Raw genomic sequence first — 17,533 nt, 5'->3', positions numbered from 1 at the left:
TGCGCACAGCAAAGCGCCCGGGGGCACTGACGTTGCAGTACCTCCCGGGCGCTCGGCGCAAAAGGGGGTGTGTAGCTTGCTGCTACTTCTCCTCTGCGGTCTCCTCGGCCGGAGCCTCGGTGGCCTCCTCAGCCTTGGTCTCCTCAGCCGGAGCCTCTTCAGCCTTGGCTTCCTCGGCCTGGCGGGAAGCGGCGGCGCGTGCTGCGCGGGTTGCCTCGGAAGACACGGTCTCCTCGAGCACCAGAGAGATCTGAGTCATCGCAGCGTTGTCGCCGGCACGGTTCTCCAGCTTGATGGAGCGGGTGTAGCCGCCATCGCGGTTGGCGAACTTCGGTGCGAGCTCGTTGAACAGGTAAGCAACGACTTCCTTGTTCGACAGCTCAGCGGCCACGGCGCGGCGGTCAGCCACGGTGCCCTTCTTCGCCTTGGTGATCAGCTTCTCGGCGTACGGACGCAGCATACGTGCCTTCGCGTCCGTCGTCTTGATTGCGCCGTGCTCGAACAGGGCCAGGGCCAGGTTGGACAGAATGTGCTTCTGGTGGCCGGCCGAGCCTCCGAGACGGGCGCCCTTCTTCGGGGTAGGCATTTTCGTACTCCTCGTGTGCGGTTAGTTGAGCGCGTGCTCTGTGGTGTTACTCGGTCTCGTCCGCGCTGGTGTCGACGTAGTCGCCAGTCTCGGCGTCGTAGCCTTCGATCTGGGTCGGGTCGAAATCTTCCGGAGCGTCCTTCAAGGTCAGGCCCAGGCTGGCGAGCTTGATCTTGACCTCGTTGATGGACTTCTGGCCGAAGTTGCGGATATCCAGCAGGTCAGACTCGGTGCACTCTGCGAGCTCACCGACGGTGTGGATGTCCTGGCGCTTCAGGCAGTTGTAGGAGCGAACGGAGAAGTTCAGGTCCTCGATCGGCGTGGAGTACGCGGCGATGTACTCGGTCTCCTGCGCCGACGGGCCGATCTCGATGCCCTCGGCCGCGGTGTTCAGCTCGCGCGCCAGGCCGAAGAGCTCCACCAGGGTGGAACCGGCCGACGCGAGGGCGTCGCGTGCGGTCATGGAGTTTTTGGTCTCCACGTCGATGATCAGCTTGTCAAAGTCGGTGCGCTGCTCAACACGGGTCGCCTCAACCTTGTAAGCGACACGGGTGACCGGCGAGTAGATCTGGTCGACCGGGATGCGGCCGGCCTCACCGCCGGAGTTGGGCATAGCCGGGACGTAGCCGCGGCCGCGCTCGACGACAAGCTCCATCTCGAGGCGAGCCTGCTCATTCAGCGACGCGATGTGCAGATCCGGGTTGTGGATCTCCACACCAGCCGGCGGCTCGATGTCGCCTGCGGTGACGTCGCCAGGGCCTTCAACAGCAAGCTGCATGACAACCGGCTCGTCAGAGTCGGAGGACAGCACGATGTCCTTGATGTTGAGGATGATCTCAGAGACGTTTTCCTTCACGCCGGTGATCGTGGTGAACTCGTGGAGCACACCGTCGATCTTGATGGAGGTCACGGCCGCGCCCGGGATGGACGACAGCAGCGTGCGGCGCAGAGAGTTGCCCAGGGTGTAACCGAAACCAGGCTCGAGCGGCTCGATGATGAACTTCGAGCGGTTGGTATCGATGTACTCCTCGGTCAGTTCAGGACGCTGAGAAATGAGCATGGACTTCTCCTTTGTCGGCTCCCGCTATTTGAAGCCGGTAGGAACGGATATTTGGAAGATTCCGAGCACCGGCCGAACACGTCGGCAGTGCGCGGGGTGAAGCAAACTGAAGTTTACTTCGAGTAGAGCTCGACGATGAGCTGCTCCTGCAGCGGCACCTCGATCTGGGCGCGCTCGGGCAGCTGGTGCACGAGAATGCGCAGGGTGTCCGGAACGACCTGCAGCCACGCCGGAACGACGGCGTCGAGCAGGGCATCCTGGGCCTCTTCGAACCACAGCATGCTGCGGGACTTGTCGCGGACATCGATGATGTCGTACTGCGTCACCGCGAAGGACGGCACGTTGATGTGCTTGCCGTTGACGGTGAAGTGGCCGTGGGAGACCAGCTGACGTGCCTGACGGCGGGTCTTAGCCAGACCAGCGCGGTAGATCACGTTGTCCAGACGGGACTCCAGCAGGATCAGCAGGTTGTCGCCGGTCTTGCCCGGACGACGGTTCGCCTCTTCGTAGTAGCGGCGGAACTGCTTCTCCATCACGCCGTAGGTGAAGCGAGCCTTCTGCTTCTCCTGCAGCTGGAGCAGGTACTCGGACTCCTTGATGCGGGCGCGGCCAGCCTGCCCCGGAGGGTACGGGCGACGCTCGAAGGACATGTCGCCGCCGACGAGGTCGACGCGGAGGCGACGGGACTTACGGGTAGCAGGGCCGGTGTAACGAGCCATGTCTCTTTACCTCTTTCCTTTCAGCCTTAAACGCGACGACGCTTCGGCGGACGGCAGCCGTTGAACGGCTGCGGCGTCACGTCGGAGATCGAAGACACCTCCAGGCCGGCGGCCTGGAGAGAACGGATTGCGGTCTCGCGGCCGGAGCCCGGACCCTTGACAAAGACGTCGACCTTCTTCATGCCGTGATCCATTGCCTTGCGGGCAGCGTTCTCGGCAGCCATCTGCGCGGCAAACGGCGTGGACTTACGGGAGCCCTTGAAGCCGACGTGGCCGGAAGATGCCCAGGAGATCACGTTGCCCTGCGGGTCCGTGATGGACACGATGGTGTTGTTGAAGGTGGACTTGATGTACGCGTGGCCTGCGGCCACGTTCTTCTTGACGGCGCGGCGTCCGCGACGCGCGCCGGAACGAGTCTGAGCAGCCATAGGTTACTTCTTCTTTCCTGCGATGGTCTTCTTCGGGCCCTTGCGGGTGCGCGCGTTGGTCTTGGTGCGCTGGCCGCGGACAGGCAGGCCACGACGGTGGCGCATGCCCTGGTAGGAGCCGATTTCAATCTTGCGGCGGATATCTGCCTGCACCTCGCGGCGCAGATCGCCCTCTACGGTGTAGGAGGACTCGATCGCGTCGCGCAGAGCAGCGAGCTGATCGTCGGACAGATTGTCCGTGCGCAGGTCCGGAGAAATACCGGTCTTCTCGAGCAGTTCCTTGGCTCGGGTTGCACCGATGCCGTAAATGTAGGTAAGTGCGATCTCCATGCGCTTGTTGCGCGGGAGATCAACACCAGCTAGACGTGCCATGAGGTACGTGCCTTTCGGGTTGTTACGGTGGTTTTCTCCCCACCCGTCCACGCCAAACAACACTTTGTCCGGGCCGTGCCGGAGAGTGGGTTGAGATTACGCGCGGCTCCAGCCACCGTGGCCAGAGGTGCACGATCCGCCGTGGGGCGGATCTGGGTGAGAAGGCTTGAAATGCTTACTTGTAGCGGTAAGTGATACGCCCGCGGTCCAGGTCGTAGGGGGAAAGTTCCACCACGACGCGGTCCTCCGGGAGGATGCGGATGTAGTGCTGGCGCATCTTGCCACTGATGTGGGCGAGAACTTCGTGCCCGTTGTCCAGTTCGACTCGGAACATCGCGTTCTTCAGGGGCTCGACAATGCGGCCCTCAACCTCGATTGCGCCTTCTTTCGCCATACACTCCACTTCCTACGCCGCCTGAAAGTGCAGGCAGCAGACGTATTTACCGGTTACATGCGGTGCTCGTGCAGGTATGCACAAACACCGCTGGACTACATTAGCCATTTACCTGCAAAAGCGCAAAAAGCCCCAGCGATAGCCGGGGCTTGAAGCGGGCGCGTGTTAAAACACGTAGACCTTGTCGCCGATCTGCAGGTCGTTGAAGTAGCGCTGCGCGTCGCCGCGGTACATGCGCACGCAACCGTTGGACAGGTAGTTCGGGTCGCCCTGGTGGAAGGCGATGCCGTTGTAGGTGAAGTAGGTCGCGTACGGCATCGGCGCGTTGCCGAACTCCCAGGAGATCTCGTCTTTGACCTTGCGGTTGACGTAGAACGTGCCGCGCGGGGTCTCCTGACCCGGCTTGCCCGGGCCGATCAGGCCGGACTGGTAGTACATAACGCCGTTGTTCTGCAGCCAGGAGCGGCGGCCGTCGATGTCGACGCAGACCTTCGCGTCAGCCGGGCACGGGCCGTAGTTGAAGTCCCCGCGCGGGTTCTGCTGCGGTGCCGGTTCCTGGGCGGGAGCCGGTGCCGGCTCAGGCTTCGGGGCGGGAGCCGGCTTCGGCTTCGGCTTCGGGGTCTTCTGCGCGATCAGGCCTGGGAAGAACGTCTCGAGGATCTCGTCGATACGCTTCTTCGCCTTCGCCGGCAGCTCCGGGTCGATGGCGGCCAGGCCGTCGGCCTGCTGGCGCAGACCGTTGCGGATGTTCCACGCGGTTTCGCGCGCGGACTTGTCCAGGTTGCCAAAGGACGAGGTTGCCTGGTTGGACAGCGAGTCCAGGCTGGACATGGCCGCCGGGTTCTGCGCGGGCGCAGCCTGTGCGTTCACCGGGGCTGCCAGGGAGGCAACGACACCGAGACCGGCTGCGAAGGTGGTTGCGCGCCGCTTCAGCGGCGACTGCTTTGCGTGGCGGGGACGGTAAGACATGGCGGAAGTATAACCTCCCTGCCAACAAACGCACTACAACGCGCCAGAAATTTACACGCGCGGCGTAAGAATTCTCGGGCCCTCGGCGGTCGCCGCGACGGTGTGCTCCCAGTGGGCCGCGGGCGAGCGGTCCACAGACACCACGGTCCATTCGTCTTCGAGCACCTCGGTGTCTACTTCCCCGCCGAGGATCAGCATCGGCTCAATGGCCAGCACAGATCCTTCCTGGATGACGGGGCCGCGGTTCGGCTTGCCCTCGTTGGCCAGGTACGGATCCTCGTGCATCGTGCGGCCGATGCCGTGTCCGCCGTAGCCGTCGACGATGCCCAGCTCCACCCCGAAGCGCTCCTCGGCGGCGTAGGTGGCCAGCTCGAGCGCGTGCGAGACGTCGGTGAGCTTGTTGCCCGGCACCATTGCTTTGAGCCCTTCAGCGAGCACCCACTCGGTGGCGCGGTTGAGCGCATCCACCTCGGGCGCCAACTCGCCGACGCCGAAGGACCACGCGCTGTCGCCCACCCAGCCGTTCAACGTTGCGCCGCAATCGATCGAAACCAGGTCACCTTCTTCGAGCACAATGCCTGACGACGGAATCCCGTGCACGACCACCTCATTCACCGACGCACAGATGGAGCCGGTAAAGCCCTGGTAGCCCAAAAACGTCGGGATCGCGCCGTGGTCGCGGATCACCGTCTCGGCCACCTTGTCGAGGTCGAGCGTACTTACGCCCGGCTTGGCGGCGGCGCGGACCTCCTGCAGGGCGATGCCGACGATGCGCCCGGCGGACTCCATGGCGTCGAGTTCAGCCGCCGTCTTGGCCGCGATCTTGCGTTTTCTGAAAACCATTGCGTTGTGGTCCTTTGGTTCGTCGATAGGCAAAAATGCGAAAGGCCGGTGCGAACACACACCGGCCTTCGATTGAAAGGGCTACTTGCCCAGCGCTTCCATGGCGCGCTGGTTGATCTCGTCCACGTCGCCGACAGCGTCGATGGAGATGATCTGGTCGCCGTAGTGCTGGATCAGCGGGGCGGTCTCGTCGCGGTAGACGCCGAGGCGGGTGCGGATGGTCTCCTCGTTGTCGTCTGCGCGGCCGCGGGCGAGCATGCGCTCGACCACCACGTCCTCGTCGACCACGAAGTTGAGCACGCCGTCGAGCTTCTCGCCCTTCTTAGCCAGCAGCTCCGTGAGGATCTCGGCCTGTTCCACGGTGCGCGGGAAGCCATCCAGCAGGAAGCCGTCCTTCGCGTCGTCCTGGTTCAGGCGGTCTTCGACCATGCGCGCGGTGACGTCGGTAGGCACGAGCTTGCCGGCATCAATGTAGCTTTTCGCTTCAACGCCGAGCGGGGTGCCCTCGCCGATGTTGGCGCGGAAAAGATCGCCCGTGGAGATGTGCGGCACACCGAGCTTCTCGGAGAGGATCGCAGCTTGGGTGCCTTTGCCGGCACCGGGAGGGCCAAGGAGAACGAGACGCATTATCGCAGAAGTCCTTCGTAGTTGGATTGCAGGAGCTGGGATTCAATTTGCTTGACCGTGGTCAGGGCCACGGAAACCATAATCAGGATCGCGGTGCCGCCGAAGGCACTCATGCCCATCTGGCCGGAGCCGGTGATACCGGCGTCCATGGCCAGGTTCGGCAGGACGGCGATCACGGCAAGGTAGATAGCGCCGACGAACAACAGTCGGTTCATCACAAACGCCAAGTACTCTGCGGTCGGGCGGCCCGGGCGGATGCCGGGGATGAAGCCGCCGTACTTCTTCATGTTCTCCGCCTGGTCCACCGGGTCGTACTGGATGGAGACGTAGAAGTAGGAGAAGAAGATGATCAGCACCACGTAGGTGAGGATGTACTGCCAGGAACCCGGGTTCTGCAGCCACGCCATCACGTGGTTCATCCACCAGTTGTCCGGCGGGGTCTGGTTGTTCATGGTGACGATCTGGGTGATCAACACCGGCACGTACATCAGCGAGGACGCGAAGATCACCGGGATCACGCCGGCCTGGTTAACCTTCAGCGGCAGGTAAGTCGAGGACCCGCCGTACTGGCGGCGGCCCACCATACGCTTGGCGTACTGCACCGGGATGCGGCGCTGGCCCTGCTCGATGAACACGATGCCGACCACGAGCGCGATCAGGGCGAGCACCACCAGGGTCAGGGTGACAGCGCCGGACTGCTGGAGGATGAACGAACCCTCGGACGGGATCTGGGTAGCGATACCCGCGAAGATGAGCAGGGACATGCCGTTACCCACGCCCTTTTCGGTGATGATCTCGCCGAGCCACATGATCAGCACCGCACCGGAGGTCATGACGATGATCATCATCAGAAGCGTCCAGATGTTGCGATCCTCGATCAGCACCGGCATGCCCTGGCCGAGCAGCTGCTCGCGGTCCGCCAGCGCCACGATGCCGGCGGACTGCAGCAGCGCCAGCGCCACCGTGAGGTAGCGGGTGTACTGCGTCATCTTCGCCTGGCCGGCCTGGCCTTCCTTCTTCAACTCCTCGAACTTCGGGATCACCACGGTGAGCAGCTGCACGATAATCGACGCCGTAATGTACGGCATGATGCCGATGGCGAAGATGGAAAGCTGCAGCAGCGCGCCGCCGGAAAACAGGCCGATGATGGAGAACATCGTCGCCTGGTCGCCCTGGGAGATCTCCTCGAGACGGGAGTTGATCAGCGCGTAATCCACGCCCGGAGTGGGGATCTGGGCGCCGACGCGGTACAGAAACATCAGCGCAAGGGTAATCAGGATCTTCTTGCGTAGATCCGGATCCTTGAACGCCTGAGCAATAGCGGACACAAAGCCTCCTGGCCCCCGCCGCGCCACGGACGGGAGGTAGTGGACATTCGACTCCTCGCTCTGGTTTCACGGCACGCGAAAACCGGCGGGGCGGTCTTTTGACCCCACTACACTAACAGCACCCGTTGGAAAGTTGATATTTCAGGTTGGGTTAGCTTCGGTGCGGGCCCGGTGTAGGAAAATTCACTCGCCGATGAATCTGTCTGCACCCGCAGGCGGGATAGTTCATTTTCCCCAGGTCGCTTTGGTGGCAGTGCGGGAAAGTTCACGGCCCGGTGCTGCGCGAGTGAACTATTGTGCACCCGCTCCCAACACTTCGCGCCGCAATCTGTCAGCGCACCCCAGCACCAACGCCCCCAAACAACGCGAGACCCCCGTCCCCGGCGCTGGGCCCGGGGCGGGGGTGACGTCGAAAAGCTAGATGCTTTTAGTTAGCACGCTTGGAGAACTCAACGACGTTGGCGGTACCGCCAGCAGCCTTGATCTTCTCCTCAGCGGACTTGGAGAACTTGTTCGCGGTGACGTTAAGCGCGACGTTGATGTCGCCCTCTGCCAGCACCTTCACCGGCTGCTTCGGGCGAACGAGGCCCTTGGCAACGATGTCGGCGATGGCGATGTCGCCACCCTCCGGGAAGGCCTCGGCCAGATCCGCGACGTTGACCACCTGGTACTCGACGCGGTTCGGGTTCTTGAAGCCCTTCAGCTTCGGCAGACGCATGTGCAGCGGCATCTGGCCACCCTCGAAAGCAGCGGAAACCTGCTTGCGAGCCTTGGTGCCCTTGGTGCCGCGGCCGGCGGTCTTGCCCTTGGATGCCTCACCGCGACCAACGCGGGTCTTGGCCTTGTTTGCGCCCTCTGCCGGGCGCAGATCATGGAGCTTGATGATGTCAGCCATGTTGTATCTACTCCCCTGCAACTTCTTCAACGGTGACGAGGTGGCGCACCTTGAGGATCTGGCCGCGGGTAGCAGCGTTGTCCTTCTTCACGACGGACTGGCCGATCTTGCGCAGACCGAGAGCCTCGAGGTTCTTACGGGTAACCGGCTTCTCGCCGATCTTGCCGTGGTGCAACGTAATCTTCAGTGCCATGGTGCTTAGGCCTCCTGTCCTGCGCGTGCGCGCAGCATACGAGCCGGTGCAACTTCCTCGACGGACTTGCCACGCTTGGCAGCCACCTCTTCGGGGCGGACAAGCTGCTTCAGGCCAGCGACGGTTGCCTGGACCACGTTCAGGGCGTTGTCCGAGCCAAGGGACTTGGCCAGGATGTCCTGAACACCAGCGCACTCGAGCACCGGACGGACAGCGCCACCGGCGATCACACCGGTACCCGGAGCCGCCGGGCGGAGCATGACGATGCCTGCGGCCTCTTCTGCCTGAACCGGGTGCGGAATGGTGCCGCCGATCATCGGGACGCGGAAGAAGTTCTTGCGAGCTTCCTCTGCACCCTTCTGGATTGCGGCGGGGACTTCCTTTGCCTTGCCGTAGCCGACGCCGACCATGCCCTCACCGTCGCCGACAACGACGAGTGCGGTGAAGGACATGTTGCGGCCGCCCTTGACGGTCTTGGCAACACGGTTGATGGTGATGACGCGCTCGATGTACTTATCGCGCTCGTCGTTCTGGTTGTTGCGACGGTCGTCGCGGCGGCCGCGGCCACCACGGTTGCCGCGGTCGTTGCGGTCGTTCTTGTTCTGGTTGTCGGCGGAGCGCCCGCCGTCACGCCGTTCACGTTCGGCCATTACGCGATCCTTCCGTTGATGGTGATGTTTGCGGTGATCATTAGAACTTCAGACCACCTTCACGAGCTGCTTCGGCCAGGGCCGCGACGCGGCCGTGGTACTTGTAGCCGCCACGGTCGAAGACGATTGCTTCGATGCCTGCAGCCTTGGCGCGCTCAGCGACGAGCTGGCCAACCTTGGCAGCCTTTTCCTTCTTGTCGCCCTCCAGGTTGCGCACGTCCGGCTCAATGGACGACGCGGACGCCAGGGTGTGGCCTGCGAGGTCGTCGATGACCTGGACGTGGATGTGACGCGAGGAGCGGTGCACAACGAGACGCGGGGTCTCCGGGGTGCCGCGCAGCGTCTTGCGGATGCGGTTGTGGCGACGTGCGCGTGCCTCGCGGCGGCGGGACGAGATGTCCTTGCCAACCGGGGTGCGCTTGGTGTTCTCTGCAGTATTGCTCATGATTACTTACCCGTCTTTCCGACCTTGCGGCGGACCTGCTCGCCGGCGTAGCGGATGCCCTTACCCTTGTACGGGTCATCCTTACGCAGACGGCGGATGTTTGCCGCAATCTGGCCAACCTGCTGCTTATCGGAACCTTCGATGGCCAACTTGGTGTTGCCGTCGACGGAGAACGTGACGCCTTCCGGCGCCTCGATCAGGATCGGGTGCGAGTAGCCGAGGGAGAACTCGAGGTCCTTGCCCTTCTGCTGCACGCGGTAGCCGACGCCGAAGATCTCCATGTTGATCTTGTAGCCCTCGTTCACACCCACGACCATGTTGTTGATCAGGGAGCGGGTCAGGCCGTGAAGCGAACGGTTGTCACGGTGGTCGTCCGGGCGGGCCACCAGGATCTGGTTGTCCTCGACGGAAGCGGTGATCGGTGCCGGCATATCCAGGTCCTTGGTACCCTTCGGGCCCTTGACCTCGACGTGCTGGCCGTCGATCTTCACCTCGACGTTGTTCGGGATTGCGATGGGTGCATTACCTACACGAGACATAAGTCTTTCAACCTCCCCTTTACCAGACGTAAGCGAGGACTTCCCCGCCTACACCCTTCTCTTGAGCCTGGCGGTCGGTGAGCAGGCCGTGGGACGTGGAGATGATTGCCACGCCCAGGCCACCGAGCACCTGAGGCAGGTCGTTGGACTTGGCGTACACGCGCAGGCCCGGCTTGGACACGCGGCGCAGACCAGCGATAGAAGGCTCGCGGGTCGGGCCGTACTTGAGGTTGAGCGTCAGCGACTTGGCGACCTTCTCTTCCTCAACTTTGTAGTCTTCGATGTAGCCTTCCTGCTTCAAGATCTCGGCGATGTTCACCTTGATCTTGGACGAAGGCATAGACACGGTGTCGTGCTGCGCAGTTGCTGCGTTGCGCACGCGCGACAGCATGTCCGCGATCGGATCAGTCATGGTCATTGTGGTGACCGTTACCTTTCTCGTTGCGGTTCCCATCCACCGGGTGACCTGCCGCGCGTGAGCGCTTGAGGTCGCGTTTTCCGCATGGTCTGTCGGGGGCTACTCACGCTGCCCACACTCAATAGCGTGGGCCGCTCGCCGCCTCCCTTGCACGCGGTCCGCATCTTGGCGGGGGGCCTGCAACAAAGTTGGATGTTCAAATGTACTTCGGCTTGCGCACGCCGAATCCTCGGCGCGCAAGTCCGAGGGGGTAACTTACCGCTTTCCTGCGCCAATAAGCAAATCGCTTATCGACGAACTCCGCCACCCCACCGAGCCCCGGCCGCCCACGCGACCCCATGGACTGATTTTCTATGGAATCTGCTCTTGCTCAGCTCGTTGGATCGCTGGCCGCCACGCGCGAGGCTCGCGAAGCACTGTACGTGTGGTTCCACCAGCATCCCGAGCTGTCGCTGCAGGAGCTGCAGACATCCTCGAAAATCCGCTCGCGGCTGGACGCGCTGCAGCTCACGCACATGCAGGTCGGAGAAACCGGCACCGTCTGCGTGCTGGAAAACGGACGGGGAGAACGCACCCGGCAACCACTCCCCGTCCTTTGCACCGGACCTGCAGCCCACGCTCGACCGTGCGGCCGAGGCCATGATCGCGGCCGCGGCCGCGTGGCTGGTGGATGGCGCGTAAGCAGGATTTGGCTCACGGGTTGAAATCCATGCGCTGCCGAACAAGCTGGCAGAACAACGCGAACGCGGTCACGACCGCCACTGAACCACACAGTACGGTCGGCGTCGCATCTGCAGCGACCAAAAGCGATCCAGCAAGCGCGCCCAGTGCCGAACCTAGGTAGTTGGCCGAAGCATTCGCAGCTACGGCTGTTGCGCCATCAGTGGGATTCGCTTGCAGTAGCACTTGCTGCTGGGGCGCCAAGGAAGCCCAACCGCACAACCCCCAGACAAACAGACTGACTACCACTAACACCGGAACCTGGCCTTGGGTCATACCGAGCAACGCACAGGTGAGGCCCGCGAGAATCACAGCACTCAACCGCAGCGGGTCATATTTGTCCGCGAGCCGCCCAACCCCCAATGCTCCGGCCGCTCCACCAAGCCCCCATACCCAAATCGCTACGTTCTGATGCGACGCAAGGGCTCCCCCGGACAGCACGACAGTAAGGTAGGTGTAAAGCCCCAGAGAAGCGACGCCGGTCAACAGCGTCACAGTGACCGTGAGCAGATTCTTCGGGCGTGTAATCGACCGCAGACGGTCGGCGGGACCAGACGCTGGGATGGCCGGCAGATCTCCTCCTCGCAGTGCGATACCTGCGAGTGCTACACCTCCGATGACCACGATCAGCAGAATCGCGGCGCGCCAACCCCAATGTTGTGCTAGCAGCAGACCGGTCGGCACGCCGAATACAGTGCCGACCGCTAAGCCAGCTAGGACTAACGCTAGTGCTCGGCCTCGGTGTTCTTGCCCCACGAGTTCCGCGGCGACCGCAGATGATAGCGGCGAATACACACCAGCTGCTGCGCCAGCCACCACGCGAGACCCCAGGAAAACCCAGACAGTTGGCGAAAACGCCGTGGCCAAGTTGGCTACCGTAAACACCAGCAAGGCGATGATCAGGCTGTGCCGTGACCGCCGTCCTGCCCTCCCCGCCAGCAACGGTCCCACGACGGCATACGAACCCGTAAATGCCGCAACCCCCAGACCAATCGTAGCTTCCGGCGTTCCGAGGGCAGCTGCTATGGCGGGCAGGAGCCCCGCCACGACGTATGCGTCTAGGCCGAGCGCCACGCTCCCCAGCACGAAAGGCCATAGCCGCCGCATCATCCCTGTTCCACCTCGGCAGTCGTGTTGGCGATCACTGCTGCAAGCACACCGGGAAATAAACGATCCAGGTCGTCCCGCCGCAGTCGGATCAGGCACGCGCGCCCCTCCCCTCGGGTCCACGTCACACCCGCCTCCCTCAACATCCGCGTGTGGTACGTGAGCGTCGACCGGGGCAAATCGTCTGCCAGCTCAAGACTGTCATGCTCCAACCCGTCGGCGAGCCGACGGATCATCTCCAGTCGAGTGGGGTCGCTCAAAGCGCCAAGCACCCTGGTCAGAGTGATTTCCTCAGCTGTTGGATGATGGTATTCACGTGGTGTCATCGAATCTCCAAATACTGTGCAACTTTTCCTGCACGATAACCATACAAGAAAAGTTGCACAATCGCGATGGGTGACAGCCCCTCGATCGAGATTCCCGTTCAGCGCGGCTAGAACGGCAGCGCGGGGCGCGAACGCACCCGCGTCTGCCCGATGTCGGAGCGCTGCCCCGCCTCATGCCCTTGATCGAACGCATCCGCGTCGAAGGACCGTTTGGACGAAAAGCTGCCGAGAAAGAAGCCCATCTCTGCCGCGAAATTGTCGCGGGCTTCGGTGGCTTTCTGGAAGTCGTCGACAAGCACGAGCCCATACTCCCCGTCTGATTCCTCCACGGTCTTTTCCGCCTCGGCGAGACGCGCACCGATGCTGGCGGCGAAGCCGGACATGAAGCTGCGGCGGCGCACGACCGCCGATTCACCCCAGCTGGTCGCGCGCACTTTCTGCGCATCCGCAAGCATCACGGGCAACAGCAGCGCGTACAGCATGTCCACCCTCTCCAGGTGGCGCGCGCAGCCGAAGATGACGGCGTCTTTCATGCGCGTGGAGTTGTACACGCGCTGCGAAAACCCCGTGCAGTGCAGCGCGAATGCGATGGTCAGAAGCAGGTTCGCCTGCATCTCCGTGTAGGCGCCGGCGAATTCGTAAGCGCGCTGGCCCACCTCGTCGCCGTCATCGGTGTCCAGGTCGCGTTGTTCGTAGCCGTACTCGGCCATGAGCTCGAAGGCTCTGGCGTAGAACGCGTCGCCCTCCGGTGTGCCCTCACGGTCGCGGGCCTGGTTGAGCAGTTTCTGTAGCCGTTGTTTGATCTTGTCTTCGGTACGCATCGGACGCACCCACCCCTTTCTGTGTTCGGATGTGTGGGTGCAGTTGTAATGGGCGGTCAAGGCCTGTGTTTTTGTGCTTGTGTAATTCGCGTTCGCACCCCTGTGGACAACCCGAGTTTTCGCACGTAGATTCGCCGCGAGTTCGCGAGTTAAGAATCCGGCGATACCATCGGTTCCCGTGAGCAGGACCAAACGCAGCTTCGCAGTCACCAGAATCTCCGCCGACGGCACCCGCGACACCCGCGCGGGCCAGGTCGCGGTTGAAGAGCCGCTGGAGATCCGGGCCGGTGGCGTGAGCGCCGCTACGCTTATGCGCACCCCGGGCCACGACATCGAGCTCGCCCACGGCCTGCTGCTGGCGCGCGGGATGATCACCCGGGTCGAGGACGTGGTCACCGCCCGCTACTGCGAGGGCGCGATCGGCGGCGAGAACACCTACAACCTGCTGGATATCCAGCTCGCGCGCCCCTCGGCCCCGCAGTTTATCGACCCGATCCCCGGCGACGCCTGCGGCATTTCCGCCGAGCAGCGGGTGCGCGAGCTCGCCGCCAACCTCGACGTGCGCGATACGTTCATGGAGCTCGAGCCGTCCGAGATCTTCGCGCTGCCTGGGGTGTTGTCGCAGCACCGCACGCGCGACCTGCCCACCGCCGTCGCGGGTGGCACGGGCCGCCAAGACCTCGACGCTTTGAACGCCGTGCACAAGATTGCGGGGCACATGCTTCTCGACGCCTCCGCATCCCCCGCCCTCACCCTCGCAACCGATGCGCAGGTGGGCTTCGAGATCGTGCGGGCCGCCGCAGCAGCCGGGTTCGGCGCGGTGGCCACCACCGCCGGCGTGACATCGATGGCCGTGGAGCTTGCCCGGGCCACCAACACGGTGCTCGTCGGTGAGGTGAGCGCCGAGCGTTTCAGCGTTTACGCCGGGGCCTAACCGGCGAACATCTGCGACGCCTTCGCCGCGGTCTCCCACAGCCCGTAGACAAGCAGCACCGCGATAACCAACGCGAGCACCACAGCCGCCAGCGCGTGCAGGGATCCGGCACCGCTGGCGGTCGCCGTCGTAGCGGATGCTCTCGCCGACGCACGATCCGCCTCCACCTTGGCCTGCACCGTCTCCGGGTCCTCGAACCACTTCTTGTGAACCGGCTTGACCAAAATGTTCGCAACCAAGCCGACCGCGAGCAGCACGCACATGATGTAGAGCGAGAGCTGGTACAGCTCCGGGCCGGAGTTGCCGCGGCTGGCCTGGCGCTCCACCACCATGTTGATGATCAACGGGCCCGCCACACCCGCCGCGGACCAGGCCGTGAGCAACCGTCCATGGATCGCGCCGACCTGGTACACACCGAAGAGATCGCGCAGATACGCCGGGATGGTGGAAAACCCGCCGCCGTAGAAGGTGAGCAGGATCAGGGTACTGACAACGAACAGCGCCAGGCTGGTGTGGCCGGCGGAAGCAACCACGAAGTAGAAGATCAGGCCAACCCCCAGGTAGACCATGTAGATGTTCTTCCGGCCGATGACATCGGAGGCAGACGACCAGATAAAGCGCCCGCCCATGTTGGCCAGTGACAGCAGCCCGACAAACCCGGCGGCGGCCGCGGCGGTCAGCGCCGGGTAGTAGTCCTGCACCATCGGCGCGGCGTTTTCCAGGATGCCGATGCCGGCGGTGATGTTGCAGAACAGGATCACCCACAGGCACCAGAACTGTGGTGTGCGGATCGCGTTATTCGCGCTGACATTCGCGCCCACGATGGCGACCTTCGCCGGCTTCACCTTCAACTTCGGCGCGCCAGACGGGGTCCAATCCGGGTGCGGCAGCCGGATGCAGTACGCGCCCATGGCGATCACGGCTGCGTACACCACCGCAAGCGTGATAAACGTCGGTTCGAGTCCCGCGGCGCGGTCCGCGAGCTCAGCACCTCCGCCGAACGCCTCCATCAACCGGTTCGAGGCCGGTGAGGCGATGAGCGCGCCGCCGCCGAAACCCATGATGGCAAGCCCCGTGGCCAGGCCCGGCCGGTCCGGGAACCACTTCATCAGCGTGGACACGGGCGAGATGTAGCCGATGCCCAACCCAATGCCGCCGATGAACCCGTAGCCGACGTACACCAACCACAGGTTGCCGGTGTGAATGCCCAGCGTGGCCACGAGGAATCCGGCCACCCACAGCAGGCCAGCGACAGACATGGACGCGCGCGGCCCGACCCTTTCCACCCACGAGCCGAACAGCGCAGACGAGGTGCCCAACATGCCGATCGCCAGCGAGAAGATCCAGCCCACAGCAACCTCCCCCACCCCGAAGTGCTCCATCATTGGCTTTTTAAACACGGAGAACCCGTAGACCTGACCGATGGAGAGGTGGATGGCCAGCGCCGCCGGGACGATGAGCCAACGGTTGAATTCCTTAGGCGCGATGATCGCGCCCCGGGAGAAGATTGACATGGACGCTTCCTGCCGTCTCGTCTGCATAAATTACGAACGGAATCATATCTCGCAGTGGTGTGGAACAAAAAGCTTCCATTCACCACAGACTGCCCACTGAAGCTCGCCGAGGTTCCCCGCCCGAGCCCACCCCCAGAACTCGTTAGTTGCAGCTCGTTACTGCCGCAAGATCGCCGACAAGAGCCGCGCATTCGCAATCCAGCATTCGAATTCTGCCCGGAATAGCACGGCCAGAAGCATCACCGCCCACACACAGCGAAAGCCCCACCAAGACACGAAAATGCCCCCGGTTCAAGGAGAACCGGAGGCATCGTCGCAAAGCTGCAAAGCAAAACGCTTATGCGCGCTTCATCTTGCCGTCCTTGTCAGCGAACGGGAAGCCGAGGTGCGTCAGCAGGGCGCGACCCTCGTCGTCGTTCGTGGCGGTGGTCACAAGCGTGATGTCCATGCCGCGCACGCGATCGATCTTGTCAATGTCGATCTCGTAGAACATGGTCTGCTCGGACAGGCCGAAGGTGTAGTTGCCGTTGCCGTCGAACTGCTTGTCGTTCAGGCCGCGGAAGTCGCGAATACGCGGCAGCGCCACGGTCAGCAGACGGTCCAGGAACTCCCACATGCGGTCGCCGCGGAGGGTGACCTTCGCGCCGATCGGCATGCCTTCGCGGAGCTTGAAGTTAGCGATGGACTTCTTCGCGCGACGCAGCTGCGGCTTCTGGCCGGTGATCGCGGTGAGGTCCTCGAGCGCGCCGTTGATGACCTTGGAGTCGCGGGCAGCGTCGCCCACACCCATGTTCACAACAATCTTGGTCAGGGCCGGGATCTGCATGACGTTGTCGTAAGAGAACTCGTCATTGAGCTTGGTGCGGATCTCGTCCTGGTAACGCGTCTTCAGGCGGGGGGTGTAGTTCTGAATGCTCTCAGTCATTAGATGTCCTTCCCGTTCGACTTGGCCACGCGGATCTTCTTGCCGTCCTCGTCGAAGCGGAAGCCGACGCGGGTCGGCTTGCCGTCGGAATCCAGGATCATCACGTTGGACACGTGGATCGGGGCTTCCTGGGTGACAATGCCGCCGGACTCGGCGCCGCGCTCCGTGTAGGAGTTGGCGACGTGCTTCTTGATGCGGTTCACGCCCTCGACCAGGACCTTGTCACGCTGCGGGTACGCCTCGATGACGCGACCCTGAGCGCCCTTGTCCTTGCCGGCGATGACCTGGACCATATCGCCCTTCTTGATCTTCATAGGTTAGATCACCTCCGGTGCGAGAGACACGATCTTCATGAAGCGCTTGTCGCGCAGCTCACGAGCAACCGGGCCGAAGATGCGGGTACCGCGCGGCTCGGTGTCGTTCTTGATGATGACGGCAGCGTTCTCGTCGAAGGAGATGTAGGAGCCGTCCGGACGACGGGTTTCCTTCTTGGCGCGCACGATGACGGCCTTGACAATCTCGCCTTCCTTGACGTTGCCGCCCGGGGCTGCTTCCTTCACGGTGGCGACAATCGTGTCGCCGATGCCGGCGAAGCGTCGAACAGAACCGCCGAGAACGTTGATGCACAGGATTTCGCGTGCACCAGTGTTGTCGGCGACCTTCAGACGCGATTCTTTCTGAATCACAGTTGGTCTCCTGACCTGGCTCAATGTGCGCCAG

The 17,533-nt window shown here is 63.1% G+C and carries 24 protein-coding genes and 1 pseudogene; 2 read left to right on the top strand and 23 right to left on the bottom strand.

Annotated elements, in window-relative coordinates:
* Positions 1-82: 82 nt before the first annotated feature.
* From rplQ to rpsH, 16 genes are all read right to left on the bottom strand, one after another.
* A complete protein-coding gene (gene rplQ / locus CAFEA_RS01930; protein ID WP_063937553.1) occupies positions 83-586 on the bottom strand; it encodes a 50S ribosomal protein L17 in 504 nt (167 codons plus the stop codon).
* Positions 587-632: 46 nt separating this feature from the next.
* Positions 633-1,646 (bottom strand): DNA-directed RNA polymerase subunit alpha, encoded by a 1,014-nt coding sequence (locus tag CAFEA_RS01925; protein ID WP_034997298.1) that lies wholly within the window; start codon positions 1,644-1,646, stop codon positions 633-635.
* Positions 1,647-1,759: 113 nt separating this feature from the next.
* Positions 1,760-2,365: a 30S ribosomal protein S4 gene (gene rpsD, locus CAFEA_RS01920; RefSeq protein ID WP_034997297.1), complete on the bottom strand. Its 606-nt coding sequence runs from the start codon at positions 2,363-2,365 to the stop codon at positions 1,760-1,762.
* Positions 2,366-2,391: 26 nt separating this feature from the next.
* Complete coding sequence (rpsK, locus tag CAFEA_RS01915) at positions 2,392-2,793, bottom strand: 30S ribosomal protein S11 (RefSeq protein WP_063937554.1); 402 nt, start codon at positions 2,791-2,793, stop codon at positions 2,392-2,394.
* 3 nt (positions 2,794-2,796) lie between these two features.
* Positions 2,797-3,165 (bottom strand): 30S ribosomal protein S13, encoded by a 369-nt coding sequence (gene rpsM / locus CAFEA_RS01910; RefSeq protein WP_034997293.1) that lies wholly within the window; start codon positions 3,163-3,165, stop codon positions 2,797-2,799.
* 175 nt (positions 3,166-3,340) lie between these two features.
* Positions 3,341-3,559: a translation initiation factor IF-1 gene (gene infA / locus CAFEA_RS01905; protein ID WP_019193979.1), complete on the bottom strand. Its 219-nt coding sequence runs from the start codon at positions 3,557-3,559 to the stop codon at positions 3,341-3,343.
* Positions 3,560-3,724: 165 nt separating this feature from the next.
* A complete protein-coding gene (locus CAFEA_RS01900; protein ID WP_063937555.1) occupies positions 3,725-4,528 on the bottom strand; it encodes a L,D-transpeptidase in 804 nt (267 codons plus the stop codon).
* Between the two features lie 51 nt (positions 4,529-4,579).
* Positions 4,580-5,371 (bottom strand): type I methionyl aminopeptidase, encoded by a 792-nt coding sequence (map, locus tag CAFEA_RS01895; protein ID WP_063937556.1) that lies wholly within the window; start codon positions 5,369-5,371, stop codon positions 4,580-4,582.
* Between the two features lie 81 nt (positions 5,372-5,452).
* The gene (locus tag CAFEA_RS01890; RefSeq protein ID WP_034997287.1) at positions 5,453-5,998 is read right to left on the bottom strand and encodes an adenylate kinase; all 546 of its coding nucleotides are present in this window, start codon (positions 5,996-5,998) and stop codon (positions 5,453-5,455) included.
* Complete coding sequence (gene secY / locus CAFEA_RS01885; RefSeq protein ID WP_063937557.1) at positions 5,998-7,326, bottom strand: preprotein translocase subunit SecY; 1,329 nt, start codon at positions 7,324-7,326, stop codon at positions 5,998-6,000. The genes CAFEA_RS01890 and secY overlap by 1 nt, the downstream gene beginning before the upstream one ends.
* A gap of 427 nt (positions 7,327-7,753) precedes the next feature.
* Positions 7,754-8,221, bottom strand: a complete 468-nt coding sequence (gene rplO / locus CAFEA_RS01880; RefSeq protein ID WP_034997284.1) for a 50S ribosomal protein L15 — start codon at positions 8,219-8,221, stop codon at positions 7,754-7,756.
* A gap of 7 nt (positions 8,222-8,228) precedes the next feature.
* Positions 8,229-8,414, bottom strand: a complete 186-nt coding sequence (gene rpmD, locus CAFEA_RS01875) for a 50S ribosomal protein L30 (protein WP_034997282.1) — start codon at positions 8,412-8,414, stop codon at positions 8,229-8,231.
* A 5-nt stretch (positions 8,415-8,419) separates the two neighbouring features.
* Positions 8,420-9,064: a 30S ribosomal protein S5 gene (gene rpsE, locus CAFEA_RS01870; RefSeq protein ID WP_034997281.1), complete on the bottom strand. Its 645-nt coding sequence runs from the start codon at positions 9,062-9,064 to the stop codon at positions 8,420-8,422.
* 40 nt (positions 9,065-9,104) lie between these two features.
* Complete coding sequence (gene rplR, locus CAFEA_RS01865) at positions 9,105-9,509, bottom strand: 50S ribosomal protein L18 (protein ID WP_034997279.1); 405 nt, start codon at positions 9,507-9,509, stop codon at positions 9,105-9,107.
* 2 nt (positions 9,510-9,511) lie between these two features.
* Positions 9,512-10,048, bottom strand: a complete 537-nt coding sequence (gene rplF, locus CAFEA_RS01860) for a 50S ribosomal protein L6 (RefSeq protein ID WP_034997277.1) — start codon at positions 10,046-10,048, stop codon at positions 9,512-9,514.
* A 19-nt stretch (positions 10,049-10,067) separates the two neighbouring features.
* Positions 10,068-10,466 carry a 30S ribosomal protein S8 gene (gene rpsH, locus CAFEA_RS01855; protein ID WP_034997275.1) on the bottom strand — a complete coding sequence of 133 codons (399 nt, stop codon included), beginning with the start codon at positions 10,464-10,466 and terminating at the stop codon, positions 10,068-10,070.
* Positions 10,467-11,024: 558 nt separating this feature from the next.
* Here rpsH and CAFEA_RS11355 point away from each other — a divergent pair.
* A pseudogene (locus CAFEA_RS11355) lies at positions 11,025-11,147 on the top strand (M20/M25/M40 family metallo-hydrolase); the annotation flags it as partial.
* Between the two features lie 12 nt (positions 11,148-11,159).
* Here the strand turns inward: CAFEA_RS11355 and CAFEA_RS01845 are convergent.
* The 3 genes from CAFEA_RS01845 to CAFEA_RS01835 form a co-directional block, all read right to left on the bottom strand.
* Positions 11,160-12,293: an MFS transporter gene (locus CAFEA_RS01845; RefSeq protein WP_253704973.1), complete on the bottom strand. Its 1,134-nt coding sequence runs from the start codon at positions 12,291-12,293 to the stop codon at positions 11,160-11,162.
* The gene (locus CAFEA_RS11350; protein ID WP_063937560.1) at positions 12,293-12,619 is read right to left on the bottom strand and encodes an ArsR/SmtB family transcription factor; all 327 of its coding nucleotides are present in this window, start codon (positions 12,617-12,619) and stop codon (positions 12,293-12,295) included. Before CAFEA_RS11350 ends, CAFEA_RS01845 begins: the two co-directional genes overlap by 1 nt.
* 107 nt (positions 12,620-12,726) lie before the next feature.
* Positions 12,727-13,440, bottom strand: a complete 714-nt coding sequence (locus CAFEA_RS01835) for a DUF2786 domain-containing protein (RefSeq protein WP_063937562.1) — start codon at positions 13,438-13,440, stop codon at positions 12,727-12,729.
* A 178-nt stretch (positions 13,441-13,618) separates the two neighbouring features.
* Between CAFEA_RS01835 and CAFEA_RS01830 the strand changes: the two genes are divergently transcribed.
* Complete coding sequence (locus CAFEA_RS01830; RefSeq protein WP_159437633.1) at positions 13,619-14,374, top strand: formate dehydrogenase accessory sulfurtransferase FdhD; 756 nt, start codon at positions 13,619-13,621, stop codon at positions 14,372-14,374.
* Here the strand turns inward: CAFEA_RS01830 and CAFEA_RS01825 are convergent.
* From CAFEA_RS01825 to rplN, 4 genes are all read right to left on the bottom strand, one after another.
* A complete protein-coding gene (locus CAFEA_RS01825) occupies positions 14,371-15,888 on the bottom strand; it encodes an OFA family MFS transporter (RefSeq protein WP_076589984.1) in 1,518 nt (505 codons plus the stop codon). The genes CAFEA_RS01830 and CAFEA_RS01825 overlap by 4 nt on opposite strands.
* A gap of 337 nt (positions 15,889-16,225) precedes the next feature.
* Positions 16,226-16,813 (bottom strand): 50S ribosomal protein L5, encoded by a 588-nt coding sequence (rplE, locus tag CAFEA_RS01820; RefSeq protein ID WP_034997268.1) that lies wholly within the window; start codon positions 16,811-16,813, stop codon positions 16,226-16,228.
* Positions 16,813-17,127: a 50S ribosomal protein L24 gene (gene rplX, locus CAFEA_RS01815; protein WP_063937568.1), complete on the bottom strand. Its 315-nt coding sequence runs from the start codon at positions 17,125-17,127 to the stop codon at positions 16,813-16,815. Before rplX ends, rplE begins: the two co-directional genes overlap by 1 nt.
* Positions 17,128-17,130: 3 nt before the next feature.
* Positions 17,131-17,499: a 50S ribosomal protein L14 gene (rplN, locus tag CAFEA_RS01810; protein ID WP_034997264.1), complete on the bottom strand. Its 369-nt coding sequence runs from the start codon at positions 17,497-17,499 to the stop codon at positions 17,131-17,133.
* Positions 17,500-17,533 lie beyond the last annotated feature (34 nt).

Source organism: Corynebacterium afermentans subsp. afermentans (assembly GCF_030408355.1).
GTDB classification, from domain to species: Bacteria; Actinomycetota; Actinomycetes; order Mycobacteriales; family Mycobacteriaceae; genus Corynebacterium; species Corynebacterium afermentans.
Note: the sequence above shows the minus strand (reverse complement) of the source record. Positions and strands in the feature narration are given on the sequence as shown.